Below are 12,298 nucleotides of genomic sequence, written 5' to 3' on the forward strand. Positions count from 1 at the left end.
GCCCGATGCGGAGGTCCGCCGGGGCGGGCGGCGCGTGGCCGGCCCGGCGCCCCCGGCCGGGTCCGGAGGGTGCGCAGTGTCGGATGTCGACACCGAGCGGGCGGCCCCGCGTGGGGGCGGGCGGATGCCGCCCGGGTGTTACAGGCCGAACCCGTGGTCCGGACCGAAGCGGGGGTGGAGCGCGGGTTCGCCGTGGCGCCCGCGGAGGAACTCCCGGACGCCGGACGCGACGGGGGCGAGCCGGGAGGGTTCGGTGCGCAACAGCCGGCGGGCGTACCGCAACGGCCGGCGGTCCGCGGCGAAGCGCCCGGGTGTCGGCCCGCCGCAGCTCGGCGGGGGCAGTACGGCCCGCCGGGCGTCCTCGCCGGCTCCGTCCGGGCCGTCCCGATGTTCCGGGACCTCCGGGCCGCCCGGGTGATGGACCCGGACCATGCCGGTGGTCGGTTCCGGTAACGCGGGGGCGGCGGGGCGGCGGCGGGCATCGGCAGTGGAGGGCAGCAGGATCGAGACACCGGATACGCACCGGGTGTTCATCGCTGCTGCCCTCCACCGTCCCGCCGGGCCCGCCGGTGCTCCTCAGCCGTCGAGGCCGAGGAGGTCGGGCTGCTTGGCCAGTTGACGCATCGTGGCGCGGGGATCCGCGACCAGCCGGCGGGTGGTCAGGTCGAGCAGCCCGATCACGTTCTCGAAACGGGCGACCGCGACCCCGTCGGGGGTGCGGAAGTGCTGCGTCAGCTCGACCAGCCTGCCCTGCCCCCCGGTGAGGGCGCAGGTCACGTCGACCTCGTCGCCGCCGCGCAGTTCGCGCTGGTAACGGATGGCGCACTTGAGCAGGGCCGGGCCGAGGCCGGCGGCGCGCAGGACCTCCGGGGTGAGGCCGGCCGCGTCCAGGAACCGCCAGCGGGCGTGCTCCGCGTACTGGGTGTACACGGCCTGGTTGAGATGGCCCTGCTGATCGAGCTCGTAGCCGCGGGTCCGGATGCGGACGCTGAACGGTGTCTCCATGCCGGCCGCCCTCAGACCCCGACCGGGTCATCGAAGAGGATCCGCCAGGTGCCGTCGGGCTGCCGGCGGGACACCACGGTGCCCTTGCCGCGCAGGTCGATCGGCTCCCCGGCCTCGTCCTTCCCCGTGAGGTGCCAGTCGGCGTGCGTCATGGCGATGTCGCCGCTCCGCATCGCGCTGGTCAGGGTGATGTCGGCCGCCGTGATGACGGTGAACATCGACGTCAGGGCCTCGGCGACAGCGGCGCGACCCACCCGCTGGGTACCGTCCGGCGGGGTGACGAGAACGCCGTCCGGCTCGAACAGGTCGATCATGGCCTGCGGATCATTGGCATTGAAGGACGCGGCGATGAGGCCGGGGATGTCTTCGGGGCGTGCTGCCGTCATGGCGGGTCTCCTTTCTGAAGAAAGCGGTTCGGGGAGGGAAAGGGCGGCGGGGACGAAAGGGACGGGCGGACGGAACGCGGGCCGGGTCAGCCGAAGATGCCCTGGCCCGGCGTGAGGATCCCGGCCGGGTCGTAGCGGTGCTTCATCGACCTCAGGTGGGTCCAGCGCCTCCCGTAGTGGATCCGCCAGTCGGTGCTGGTCATCGACGGCACGGCACCGACGAGGTAACGCTTGGCGCCGAGCCGGACCGCGCGGTCGTAGAAACGGCGATTCTGCGCCAGCAGCCCCGGAATGTCAGGGTGGTTGGGGGCGGGGAAGCGGATGAGACTGACCTCGAAGAACTCGTGCGAGCGGCTCTGGGGCAGCATGAAGTTGGGCAGGGTCAGGGGGCGGGCGTCCATCGGGGAGATCCGGACCGGGCCGGGGCCCATCTGGGTGGCCGTCAGTTCGCCGAGCACGGTGTCCAGGTAGGCCGGGGTGTTCTCCGGGCCGAGGAACATCATCAGCCACGGCTTCTTGGCGCCCCAGAATCCGGCGGCCTTCAGTGCGGCCCAGTCCGGCTCGAAGCGCAGCAGCCACTCGCGGTAGGTCATGTCGGCCGTCGGGCCGGGGGTCGCGTGGCTCGAGAGCACGGCCTCCACGGCGGCGACGTCGGGCTGGTCGGGTGCGGAGTGGAAGAGGCCGAGGGCCAACCGGTAGGTCCAGCCGCCGCCGGGGCTCGGCTCGGCGTAGCCGTTCTGGTCGTCGACCACGCCGGACCGCATGATGGCCACCGAGTCGCGCAGGAAGGCCGCCCGGTCGGTGTAGGTGTACTGGAGCGCGCGGGCGGACGCCGGAGCCGGGATCAGCCGGAGGCCGGCCCGGACGATGATGCCGAACTGCCCGCCGCCGACCAGGACGGCCTCGAACAGCGCGCGGTTGCTGTGGCGGGAGCACTTGACGACCTCGCCGGTGCCCGTGACCACCTGCAGCCACTCCACGGTGTCGGCCTGCGAGCCGTGGTGCTGGCTGGCGCCGCCGAGGCCGCCGACGCTCAGCGTGCCCCCGATCGACAGGTGGGCGAAGTCGTTGTAGACCGGCACCGTCTGGCCGGTATCCAGGGCCCGCAGGGCCAGCATCGACCAGGTGGCGCCGGCGTCGACATCGGCGATGCCCCGGCCGATGCGGTGGATCGTGCCGAGCGGCTTGGGATCGATCGCGATGCCGCCCTCCACCAGGGCCTGCCCGTAGTGGGAGTGCGACTCGCGGTCCTGCGTGCCGGTCCCGCTCTGGCCGTTGACGGCCACCGGGATGCGGTTGTTGTGGGCGAAGCGGACGACCTTGCGGATGTCGTCCACCGAGCCGGGCGTCAGGACGGCCTGCGGCTTGCGGGTGAACAGGTGGCCGAAGTCCTCGGTGAACGCCGCATGATCGGCGGGGAGGACGAGCGTGCCGTCGAGGGCGGGTATCTGCTGGATTCCCGCTGCCGGATCGGGGGAGGTGGCCCACGCCTGGGCACCGGGGTTCCACCCCAGGACCGCCACACCCGCACCGACGGTCAGGCCGGACAGGATTCTCCTGCGTGTGAGCTCCGTAGTCATGACTCGTTGGTACGCCCCCGGTCGCAAGGGGAGCGCAAACCCGCGCCCGCCGGCAGGTGTTCGGCGTCGACCGTGAGGGCGTGGCCCTCGCACCACAGGGCCGCGGCGACCTCGAGCACCGCGGCGCGGTCCGAGCGGTGGCCGGGCAGCAGGGACAGCACCGCGCTTTTCCCCGCGCGTACCGCGTCCTGCCGGTGGGCGAGGTCGGACAGCACCCGGCCCGGCCCGCACTCGACGAGCAGCCGGTCCCCGCCGCGCAGCAGGGCGGTCAGCGCGGGCCCGAAGCGGACCGGGTCGGCCAACTGGCGGGCCCAGAACCGCGCGGAGCGCGCCTCGTGCACGGTCAGCGGCCGCCCGGTGTAACCGGACCGGACGGGGAACCGGCCCGGTCCGGGCGAGGCGCGGAACGCCCGCTCGGCCGCCGCGACGGCCGGTTCCATGGCCGGGCTGTGGAACGGGGCGGTGGCCGGGACCGCCCGCAGGACCACGCGGTCGCGGGCCAGCCGCGCCGCGACGGCGGCCAGTTCCGCGCGCGGCCCGGCCAGCAGCGTCCGGTGGGGCGCGTTCTCGGCCGCCACCGCGACCTGCCCCGACAGATACGGGGCGAGCCGGTCGACGGAGGCGGCCACCGCGAGCATCCCCCCGGCCGGGATCGGTACGGTGGCGCGGACCCGGTCGCGCACCAGGGCCGCGCCCTCCGTGACGGTGAAGATCCCGGCCAGCGTCGCGGCGACGACCTCACCGGCGCTGTGCCCCAGGGCCTCGACGGGCCGGACACCCCAGCCGAGCAGCAGCCGGCCCAGCCCCTGGCCGACGGCGAACAGCAGCGGCTGGGAACGGCGCGCGTCGTCGACCGGGATCGCCGCCCCGGCGGGGGAGCCGAGCCAGTCGGCGCGGATCGCCTCGCCCTCGGCCCCCCACACCGCCAGCACCTCGTCCACCGCCGCCCGGAAGACGGGCTCCTCGCGGTACAGTCCGGTCGCCATCCCGTGGTACTGGGAGCCCTGGCCGGGCAGCAGCAGGACGACGGGGCGTGGCCCGCCGGCCGGGACCCGCCGCACCGGGGCCGCCGCGAGGTCCTCCAGGGCGCACTCCGCCGTCGTCACCACCGCCCCGCGCAGCCGCCCCGGCACCGGACGGGGCACCGGGGCGCCGGCGCGCAGCGCCTCGGCGACCCGGGCCCGGGCGGCGCGTTCACCGGGCGGATCCGCCCCCGCCCAGCACAGCAGCCGGGCCGCGCCCCGCACGGTGCCGGTGACCGTCATCTGGATTCCTCCGTGGATACCCCCGCGTTCACGCGGAGCAGGAAACGGACTCCCGCGGAGCAGGGCGGGGTCGCCGATGCGCCCGTGAAGCACATCGGCGCAACCGCCGTCGCAGGAGGGACACGATCTGTTCGTCCGGTCGGCGACAACCAAGCCGATCGGGCCTCCTGCCCGGCCGGCACGACCTCGGGCCCGCGGAGCCCGGACAACACCGATGGCCGGCACACCAACCCTCGCCCCTGATTCGGGTCGGCCACCGGGCCGTGAAGCGGAAAGCTCGACCCGCGAGGATCGAACCCCCCTGCTTCAGCGGGGGAGAGGCCACATCGCCCCTCCTCCGGTACGGCCGGGTGCCGGGTGCCTCGGCCGCCCTCAGGTGAGGGAGATCCCGCCGTCGACGCTGAGCACCTGACCGGTCACATAGTCGTTGTCCAGGAAGACACCGATGGCGGGGGCCACCTCCTCGGGGGTGGTCAGCCGGGGCACCGGCAGGTTGGCGGCGAGGTTCTCGCGGAACTTCTCGGTGGCGTTCGCCGTCATCCGCGTCTCCATGAACCCGGGCGAGACGGCGTTGACCGTCACCCCGCGCCGGCCGCACTCGGTGGCCAGGGTGCGGGTGAGCCCGATCACCCCGGCCTTGGATGCGGCGTAGGCCGTCTGGCCGGGCGTGGCGACCAGGGCCGAGGGCGAGACCACGTTGATGATCCGTCCCCACCGCCGCCTGATCATGGACGGCAGCACGGCCCGGCACACGTGGAAGGTGCCCAGCAGGTTGGTCCCGATGACCTCCGCCCACGCCTCGGGCGACTGACCCATCATCAGGGCGTCCTTGCGGACGGCCGCGTTGCTGACGAGGATGTCGACCTCGCCGAGTTCCTCGACGACCCGGCGGTGCAGGGCGCTGACGGAGTCCCAACTGGAGACATCGGCCCGGACGACGACGGAGTCGTTGGTCAGCCGCTCGCCGACCTCGCGGGCGCCGTCCTCGGCCCGGTTGTAGTGGAGGGCGACGCGGCAGCCGAGCCGGTCCAACTCGGCCGCGACGGCGGCTCCGAAGCCCCCGGAGGCGCCCGTCACGAGGGCGACCGGCTTCTCCGGACGCGGTGCGGAGACCGGGCGGGCGCCCGTGGCGGCGCTCATGAGCGCCACTCCATCGGCTCGCCGGCGCCCCACTCGATCAGCGCGGTGACCCAGACCATGCCGGCCCCGAACGCGGCGAACAGCACCCGGTCGCCCTTCCGGATGCGCCCGGCGTCGAGCGCCTCGGCGAGGGCGATCGGCATCGACGCCGCCCCGGTGTTGCCGTAGAACTCGATGTTGGTGATCAGCCGCTCGGGGGGCACCTTGCTGTGCTCGAGGATCGATTCGATGATCCGCATGTTCGCCTGGTGCGGCAGCAGATGGTCGATGTCCTCGGGCACGAGGTCCGCGGCGGCGAGGGTCCGGCGCACCGAGCCCACGGTGAAGCGCACGGCGTTCAGATAGATCTCGTTGCCCTTGATCTGCGCGTAGTGCTGCTTCCTGCGGAAGGTCTCCTCGCTCGGGGGCAGCCGGCTGCCCCCGGCCGGGATCTTGAGGCTGTCGGTCTTGGTGCCGTCGCACCCCATGTCCCAGCCGCGCAGCCAGCTGCGGTCGTGCGGGGCGAGCACGACCGCCCCGGCACCGTCGCCGATCAGCACGCCCAGGTCCCGGTCCTCGGGGTTGAGGACGAGCGAGTGCGTGTCGGTCCCGATCAGCAGGATCGGCCGCGGGTCGATCGCCATGAGCCCGGCCGCGACCACGAAGCCGTAGGCGAAACTGGCACACTCGGCGTTCACATCGTGGGCGCCGCCGGAGGTGCCCAGTTCGCGCTGGACGAACGCGGACGTGGCCGGCGAGAGCTGCTCGGGCGTGCCCGACGCGATGATGAGGTGGGAGATCTCGTCCGGCCGCAGCCCGGCGTGCTCCAGCGCCCGCCGGCCGGCCTCGACGGCCAGCGAGGCGGTGGTCTCGCCCGGTCCGACGATCCGCCGTTCGCGGATGCCGGTGCGCCGCACGATCCAGTCCTCCTCCACCCCGAACCGCGTGGCGAGTTCGGCGTTGGTGAGGATGCCCTCGGGCAGATGCCTGCCCCACCCGATGATGCCGATGCCGGGCATCGGCGCCTGCCCGGTCACACGCCACCCGCCGCGGAGGCGACCGGGGCGGCACCACGGGCGGCCAGCAGCTGCTGGTGGATGCTCCGGAAGGTGACCTCGTCGTTGACGAGCTCGACGACCGACTCGTCCACCCCCAGGTCCGGATACCGTCCCTGCATGTCGTAGACCCACTCCATGAGATCGAGCGAGTCGACCCCGGACGTGGTCAGCGGCGTGTCGGGGTCGAACCCCTTGACCTGGCTCACGGCCACCAACCGGTCGACGGCCACCTCGAGCGTGGGAAGCTCCATGACGCACTCCTGATCCCTTGTGATCGGCCTTTCGGCCGGAGCGTACGAGTGCCGGTGCAAGCGTTTCGCAAGCCCGCGAGCGGGACGGCGGTGGTACCCGAGCGGTCCCGGGAACCCGCGCGGGACCCCCATGTCTGGGACCCCACTGGTACCACCGCACCGCAAGCTGTCCACATCACGCACACCAGGCATGCACAGATCCACGCCTCGCAGGCACTTCCAGGCTTCGGGAGCGCATTACATGGAGACCGAGATCGAGATACTGGGACCGATGGCCGTGCGGTGCGCCGGCACCGTGCAGCACCTGCAGAGCGCACAGGCCCGGGTGGCGTTCGCACGCCTCGTCCTGGCCGGCCCCGAGGGGGTGACACGCGATGAACTGGCGGACGTCATCTGGCCGGGAGAGCTCCCGCCCACCTGGGCGTCGGCCCTGCGCACCCTGGTCAGCCGGCTGCGGGCGGTGGTCGAGCCCCTTCCGGGCGGTCCGGCGGAACCGCTGGTCAACAGGGGCGGGCGCTATGTCCTCGAGCTGGGAGGGGAGGTGGTGGTCGACGTGCTGGCCGCGACCGGGGCGGTGGCCACGGCCCACACGGCGCTGGACGCCGGCGACATGGTCACCGCCGCCCGGCTGGCGACCCGCGCGGCGGACCGGCTGCGCTTCCCGTTCCTGTCCGAGCACGAGGGCGACTGGGTCTGCGAGCAGCGCGAGCGCTTGGCCGATTACCTGGTCGCGGCCCTGGAGATCGCCGGCCGGGCGGCGCTGCGGGCCGGGGACCACGGGCGCGCCGCCCGGCTCGCCGAGGAGGCCACCGCCCGTGCCCCGGAGCGGGAGAGCGCCCACCGCTGCCTGATGGCGGTGCACGAGGCGATGGGCAACCGGGGCGAGGCCCTGCGTGCGTACCAGCGGCTGCGCCGGTACCTCGCCGAGGAGCTGGGGGCGGACCCGTCCCCGGAGACCGAGGCCGCCTACCTGGCCCTGCTCGGCCCCTCCTCGGCGGGAGGCCCGCCCGGCGGTGCGCCCGCCTCCGGCCATCGTCCGGTCCCGTTCGTGGGACGCCGGCGCGAGATGGCGACGCTGGCCGGCGCCTGGTCCCGGGCCGCCGCCGGCCGCCGCCAGTTCGTCCTGGTCACCGGCGAGTCGGGGATCGGCAGGACACGCCTGCTGCGCGAGGCCGGCGCGGCGGTGGCCGCCGAGGGCGGCCTGGTGCTGGTCGGCCGGTGCGACCCGGCCACGACCGTGCCGTACCAGCCCCTGGTGGAGGCGCTGGACAGCTACGTCGCGGCCTCGCCCGAGGACCCGCTCGACGCCGTCAGCCCGGCCGCCCGGGAGCCGCTGCGCCGACTGCTGCCCTCGTTCGGGGTGCCGTGCCCGCCCGGCGAACTGCCCGAGCGGCCGATCCTGTTCGCGGCCATGACCCAGTTGCTGCTGGTGGCGGCGGCCGAGCGGCCGTGCGCCGTCCTGATCGACGACGCCCACTGGGCCACCCCGCAGACGGTGGAGCTCCTGCGGCATCTGCTGCGCGCCACCGCCGACGCCCGGCTGTGCGTCGTCCTCACCGCCCGGAGCGATCTGCCGACGGCCGCTCAGCGGCGGGTGCAGGTGGGCCTGGACGAGGCGATGCTGCCGCTGGAACACGCCGGTGAGGCGAGCGAGGTGGCCCTCGGCGGCCTCGACCTCGCCTCCACCCGGGCGCTCGTGCAGAAGCTGGGGACCGCCGCGGTGGCCGGCGCCGCCCACGGTGACCCGGTCCGCCGCGCCTTCGCCCGCAGTGGCGGAAACCCGTTCATGCTGCTGGAGATGCTGCGGGGTACCGGTCCCGACGTGGTACCGCCGGCGGTGGCCCGGCTGGTGGCCGCCAAGCAGGCCGCCATCGGCCGGGACGCCACCCGGCTGCTGCAGGTCGCGGCCGTCGCCGATCCGCCCCTCACCTTCGACTCGGTGGCGGGCGTCGCCGACCTGGACACGCTGTCGGCGCTGGACGCCCTGGAGGCGCTGCTGAACATCGGCCTCCTGACCGAGGTGACCGCGGCGGGCTCCCGGCACCCCGACCGGCCGGCGATCTACGAGTTCCGCCACGACATCGTCCGCCAGGCGGTCAACGAGAAGATGAGCGACGCCCGCCGCCGCCACGTCGCCTCCCGGCAGCGTGCGGCCGCCGGCTCCCGCCGCGACGCCGACCCCCGTCTCTCCCGCACCGGCGCCGACCGCGCCTGACCGCCGCCGGACCCCGCCCGGGGCGATGCGGGCACCTCCCCGGCCCGCGGGCCCGGGAGCGCCCCGGGCGGGGTCCGCCGGGAGCCGCTCGGAGGTTGAAGCGGGTGTCCGTCTTCCGTCCTACGAGTTGATGCGTGACAGCGGGTGGGGTGGGTTCGCCTCGGTCGTGCCGTGTTGTCGGGCGTTGTTGGTGTGGTCGGAGACGAGATCGGCGATGGCACGGTGGGTGTCGGGCAGGCGGTCGCGGCGGTGGGCCCAGCGCGTCAGTTGTTTCCGGCGTTTGTGGTCGGAGAGGGCGTGTTCGACGGTGATGCGGTCGGGCGAGTGGTCGTGGCGGTCGCGTTCCCACCGGTCAACTCTGCCGGGCAGTGTTCCCGGCCGCGGCTTTCCGGGTGGCGTGATCGCCTGCCCCGGTGGTCCCGGCCCGGGACAGCCGTCCTCCAGGGAGACCTCGACGTCGGGGAAGTGCTGGAAGCAGACGGCGATGCCCTCGTCGCCGGCGCCCGTGGCGTCGTGCATACGCCCGGATCGCAGGGCATCGGTCCACAACGCGCGGCCCCGCCGGTCGGCGATGACAGTGGCCTTCCTGGCGTTCTGCTTCCTCTTGCCCGACACGGACGCACGGCGACCGCCGCGGAGGACCGGGGCCTGCGGCACCGGACCTCGGTGGCGTCCAGCCGCGGCTCGACGCCAACGGCCCGGGGGGGCGAACACGCCCCCCCCGGGGGGCCGCAGACGCAGGCCGGGGGCGTCGGGGACCGCGCACCCCGCTCGGTCAGGAACGGACGGACCTTCCCCGTGGCACGGATGACAGTGGAACGGTCGACGCCGAACAGCGGCACCGGTAGCGATGGCGGCAGGGCGTGCCGCAGATGGACCGGCGTGGCCACCAGCCGGTCGACGAACACCAATCGGTGACGGGCGCCGGCCCCTGCGGCCCGCTTCCCGGCTCCGCCTCGTGCAGCATGGCACCACCCTCGGATCCGGCCTGCAACGGGGCGGCCAACTCCTCAACCGGGCAAGCGAGATACTGACGAGAGATCACCGTGAACAGGCGACGCGCCGACACCGCCCGATCGACCGAGATCACCCCACTCGGATCATGCCACCTGCCCCGCACGACACCTCACCCGCTCTCACGCACCGACTCCTTGGTCCTGCGTGAGCCGGAGCCGACCGTGGGAGCGCTCATCCGCGAGCCACTCATCGGCCTCATGGTCGGTGATGAGGGCGACCAGTCCCGCGCGCAGACCGGGTTCCAGGCGCCGGCCGGCAGCGGTGAACACCCGCAGATCCTCATCACCGGCCGGCAGAGTCAGGAGCTGGAGGACCTGACCGCTGTGATCGCGGGGAATGGACAGGAGGTCGGGGACCGCCAGGACAGTGCCCCTGACGAGGTCCTTGCCGGGGAACCGCTCCAGAGCGCCGTAGACGGCTTCGTGGGCGCCGTGGTCCTCCTCGGCGCGGAGCGAGGCGATCAGCGCATGAACAACCGCGGGGCCCTCGGTGTCATCGACCATGTCCACCAGTTCGACATAACGGTCGTGGCGTGGTCCGGCCTCCTCGCAGACGGAAGCCTCCCCGTCCCGGACGAGCCCGCCCGCGATCAGCAACTCTCGCCGCCACGCATCGACATCACCACACGGCATGAGCGCTCCTTCTCGTTACGGTCCGCGGGAGCGGGGACGGGGCCTGTCCCGGACACTACCGAGCCTTCGCTCCGCAGCCTTCCGGCGGGCGCCCGCCGGAACACCCGGGGCGGGCAGCGGGGAGCGCTCGGCGAACCCGACCCGGGACGGCGGCCACAATCCACCCTCGCTGCCCGTCGGGTTCATCCATCGCCGGCCTCGACACCTCCTCGCAGACCCCACTCATCCAGACCGGAATGGATCAACGCGACACGACCCCGGGGGAAGTCGAGGGCCGTGGCCTCCCCCGTGTAGAGCGCCACCAACGAGTCGGGCCCCCTCCACCAGGTGTCCGCCAGGCCCTCCACCTCCCGCACCGGCTCGTAACCGTTCGCGTCGATGCCATCGACCTCATCACCGACGATCCGGGTCACCTGCTTCGCGCACAGGAAGGCGTGATGGGCCAGTGCCAGTGATTCCACCCATCCCTCGACGGTCGCATGCAGAGGCACCCACCTGTCCGCGTGAATACCGAACTCACCGGACGGACTGACCATGAACGAGTAGGGGACCGCGGTTCGCTGCCTCCCCGCTTCGAACCACCACCCCGCACAGTCCGATACGGGTGAGTGCGGATCGAAGTACTTCGGGCCACCGTCGTACTGCGATGCGGGCGGCAGGAGCAGACCGCCCCATCGCCTCCGGTAGGTAGTCATTCGGTCGATCACGGCTGCGGGAACGTCCCGCTCAAACCACCCCTGCCCGGGACCCCCGACGGGCCGAACACCGACCCTGACGCCGTGCACGCCGACAAACCATCGAGCTCGTCGGGACAAGCCCTCGGGTACGTCGTTGAGGAGGCGAACATTCACCGCAGGGACGCTACCCGGCAGCCGCCGGGAGCACATACCCCGGTCGGCCCACCCATTCCACCGGCCCCGTGCTCGCTCCGAGGAGATCGAGCTCCAGGCCGCGCATTACGGAGTGCCCGTGATCTGTCTGGGCGAGGACGGGGACGTCCTCCTGGTCGTCACGTCCGACCTCCGGCGCGCGGTCACCGCCTGGTCCCGGATGCAGCGCCGCGACAGCAACGAGCGCCTGGCCGTGTGGGCCGGACAGCGCCCCGCCTCCTGCCCGTTCGCCCCTGAGTGCGGCTACGCCCGGGGCTGGGAGCTGCTGCCCGCCCCCACGGTTGAGCACCGGCACGTCGTGTTCCTCGGGCCCCCGCCCGGTGCGGGCGAGTTCGACGACTACGAGTCCTACCGGCCCGTCGCCCCCGGCACCCCCGGCGCGGTCCCCGTGGTGGTGGCCACCCGATGACCCTGCCGACCTACGACTACCGCACAGCCCTCGACCAATGGTCGGCGAATCCGCACTTTCCAACACCAACACCAGGGCCGGGTGGGGAACGAGGCACAGGCCCCCGCCAGTACCCCACCCCGCTCAAGATCCGTCCCATATCCCCAGACGCTTGAGCCTGCGCTGCCGGAGCCGCTCCGAGAGAGCCGTGAGTCCGAGGACAAGTCCCAGGAGCAGCCCGAAGAGCACGGCGAACAGGGGATCTTTGGGCTCCTCCTCACGCGACAGCAACAAAAAGAGGAGAGTGAAGGGAACAGACGCGCAGAGACCGACACCGATCGGGTGTCGAGCCACCACCTTCTGGATCCGAGTCGGACGCCGCTGCCCGCCCAGAGCCCGATCCCAAGCCCAGAAGACATCACCCACAGACCGCCACCGGTTCACCACGGCAGAAGAATATGGCAGCGGATCAGATGGCCCCCGGTCCAGGGC

General features: G+C 73.2%; 12 protein-coding genes and 1 pseudogene. 2 read left to right on the forward strand and 11 right to left on the reverse strand.

All coding sequences use genetic code 11. From position 1 onward, the window contains the following. Window positions 1-138: 138 nt before the first annotated feature. From FNQ90_RS03700 to FNQ90_RS03735, 8 genes are all read right to left on the reverse strand, one after another. Window positions 139-534, reverse strand: coding sequence for a hypothetical protein (locus tag FNQ90_RS03700; RefSeq protein WP_182604941.1), 396 nt, complete (start codon window positions 532-534; stop codon window positions 139-141). A gap of 42 nt (window positions 535-576) precedes the next feature. Then, complete coding sequence (locus FNQ90_RS03705) at window positions 577-1,005, reverse strand: acyl-CoA thioesterase (RefSeq protein WP_182604942.1); 429 nt, start codon at window positions 1,003-1,005, stop codon at window positions 577-579. A gap of 11 nt (window positions 1,006-1,016) precedes the next feature. Then, the gene (locus FNQ90_RS03710) at window positions 1,017-1,391 is read right to left on the reverse strand and encodes a YybH family protein (protein ID WP_182604943.1); all 375 of its coding nucleotides are present in this window, start codon (window positions 1,389-1,391) and stop codon (window positions 1,017-1,019) included. Window positions 1,392-1,477: 86 nt separating this feature from the next. Continuing rightward, window positions 1,478-2,971 (reverse strand): FAD-binding protein, encoded by a 1,494-nt coding sequence (locus FNQ90_RS03715; RefSeq protein WP_182604944.1) that lies wholly within the window; start codon window positions 2,969-2,971, stop codon window positions 1,478-1,480. Beyond that, window positions 2,968-4,236: an acyltransferase domain-containing protein gene (locus tag FNQ90_RS03720; protein WP_182604945.1), complete on the reverse strand. Its 1,269-nt coding sequence runs from the start codon at window positions 4,234-4,236 to the stop codon at window positions 2,968-2,970. The genes FNQ90_RS03715 and FNQ90_RS03720 overlap by 4 nt, the downstream gene beginning before the upstream one ends. Window positions 4,237-4,608: 372 nt before the next feature. Beyond that, window positions 4,609-5,376, reverse strand: coding sequence for a 3-oxoacyl-ACP reductase family protein (locus FNQ90_RS03725; protein WP_143616690.1), 768 nt, complete (start codon window positions 5,374-5,376; stop codon window positions 4,609-4,611). Continuing rightward, window positions 5,373-6,392 (reverse strand): 3-oxoacyl-ACP synthase III family protein, encoded by a 1,020-nt coding sequence (locus tag FNQ90_RS03730; protein WP_323379761.1) that lies wholly within the window; start codon window positions 6,390-6,392, stop codon window positions 5,373-5,375. Before FNQ90_RS03730 ends, FNQ90_RS03725 begins: the two co-directional genes overlap by 4 nt. Further along, window positions 6,389-6,664 carry a hypothetical protein gene (locus FNQ90_RS03735; RefSeq protein ID WP_143616692.1) on the reverse strand — a complete coding sequence of 92 codons (276 nt, stop codon included), beginning with the start codon at window positions 6,662-6,664 and terminating at the stop codon, window positions 6,389-6,391. Before FNQ90_RS03735 ends, FNQ90_RS03730 begins: the two co-directional genes overlap by 4 nt. Before the next feature lie 241 nt (window positions 6,665-6,905). Here FNQ90_RS03735 and FNQ90_RS03740 point away from each other — a divergent pair, with 241 nt between their 5' ends. Next, a complete protein-coding gene (locus FNQ90_RS03740) occupies window positions 6,906-8,879 on the forward strand; it encodes an AAA family ATPase (protein WP_182604946.1) in 1,974 nt (657 codons plus the stop codon). A gap of 120 nt (window positions 8,880-8,999) precedes the next feature. Here the strand turns inward: FNQ90_RS03740 and FNQ90_RS28635 are convergent. From FNQ90_RS28635 to FNQ90_RS28355, 3 genes and pseudogenes are all read right to left on the reverse strand, one after another. After that, window positions 9,000-9,966, reverse strand: a pseudogene (locus FNQ90_RS28635) (transposase family protein). 49 nt (window positions 9,967-10,015) lie between these two features. After that, entirely contained in the window at window positions 10,016-10,528 is a 513-nt protein-coding gene (locus FNQ90_RS03750; protein WP_182604947.1) for a hypothetical protein, read from the reverse strand. Window positions 10,529-10,710: 182 nt separating this feature from the next. Beyond that, entirely contained in the window at window positions 10,711-11,019 is a 309-nt protein-coding gene (locus tag FNQ90_RS28355; RefSeq protein WP_323379763.1) for a hypothetical protein, read from the reverse strand. Between the two features lie 478 nt (window positions 11,020-11,497). On the opposite strand from FNQ90_RS28355, the gene FNQ90_RS03760 reads away from it, so the two are divergent. Beyond that, on the forward strand, window positions 11,498-11,827 hold the full coding sequence (locus FNQ90_RS03760; protein WP_182604949.1) for a hypothetical protein: 330 nt from the start codon (window positions 11,498-11,500) through the stop codon (window positions 11,825-11,827). The last annotated feature ends 471 nt before the right edge of the window (window positions 11,828-12,298 follow it).

It is taken from the genome of Streptomyces alkaliphilus (assembly GCF_014141535.1).
GTDB lineage: Bacteria > Actinomycetota > Actinomycetes > Streptomycetales > Streptomycetaceae > Streptomyces > Streptomyces alkaliphilus.

Bases quoted from the DNA above. Each gene is read 5' to 3' on its own strand.
- FNQ90_RS03700 (WP_182604941.1), bottom strand. From the start codon at position 534: ATGAACACCCGGTGCGTATCCGGTGTCTCGATCCTGCTGCCCTCCACT.
- FNQ90_RS03705 (WP_182604942.1), bottom strand. From the start codon at position 1,005: ATGGAGACACCGTTCAGCGTCCGCATCCGGACCCGCGGCTACGAGCTC.
- FNQ90_RS03710 (WP_182604943.1), bottom strand. From the start codon at position 1,391: ATGACGGCAGCACGCCCCGAAGACATCCCCGGCCTCATCGCCGCGTCC.
- FNQ90_RS03715 (WP_182604944.1), bottom strand. From the start codon at position 2,971: ATGACTACGGAGCTCACACGCAGGAGAATCCTGTCCGGCCTGACCGTC.
- FNQ90_RS03720 (WP_182604945.1), bottom strand. From the start codon at position 4,236: ATGACGGTCACCGGCACCGTGCGGGGCGCGGCCCGGCTGCTGTGCTGG.
- FNQ90_RS03725 (WP_143616690.1), bottom strand. From the start codon at position 5,376: ATGAGCGCCGCCACGGGCGCCCGCCCGGTCTCCGCACCGCGTCCGGAG.
- FNQ90_RS03735 (WP_143616692.1), bottom strand. From the start codon at position 6,664: ATGGAGCTTCCCACGCTCGAGGTGGCCGTCGACCGGTTGGTGGCCGTG.
- FNQ90_RS03740 (WP_182604946.1), top strand. From the start codon at position 6,906: ATGGAGACCGAGATCGAGATACTGGGACCGATGGCCGTGCGGTGCGCC.
- FNQ90_RS03750 (WP_182604947.1), bottom strand. From the start codon at position 10,528: ATGCCGTGTGGTGATGTCGATGCGTGGCGGCGAGAGTTGCTGATCGCG.